Here is a 278-nt window from a genome sequence, read left to right on the forward strand (position 1 = left end):
CAACTTGAAATTTGTTGTAGAGCTAATCAACCCAGTAGCGATGGATGAAGGTTTACGCTTCGCTATCCGTGAAGGTGGTCGTACTGTTGGTGCTGGTGTTGTATCTAAAATCATCGCATAATTGCTGATTTTAGTTCTCACGAGAACTTAAAAAAAAGACGCTTAGGCGTCTTTTTTTATATCTAGATTTTAGTGAAATAGTCAAAACAGCCAAAGTTACTAACACAGAGCAGGTGTTGTATCGCTGTACCTAAAAGAAGCATCGCATAATTGCAGAT

1 protein-coding gene is annotated in these 278 nt (G+C 38.5%); it reads left to right on the forward strand.

What is annotated here, in order from left to right:
- The coding region (locus H4J75_RS19845; RefSeq protein ID WP_220465367.1) for a hypothetical protein at positions 1-121 on the forward strand (121 nt) is incomplete at its 5' end.
- Between the last annotated feature and the right edge of the window lie 157 nt (positions 122-278).

The sequence above is a fragment of the Colwellia sp. BRX10-1 genome (genome assembly GCF_014077545.1).
In the GTDB taxonomy this organism is placed as follows: domain Bacteria; phylum Pseudomonadota; class Gammaproteobacteria; order Enterobacterales; family Alteromonadaceae; genus Colwellia_A.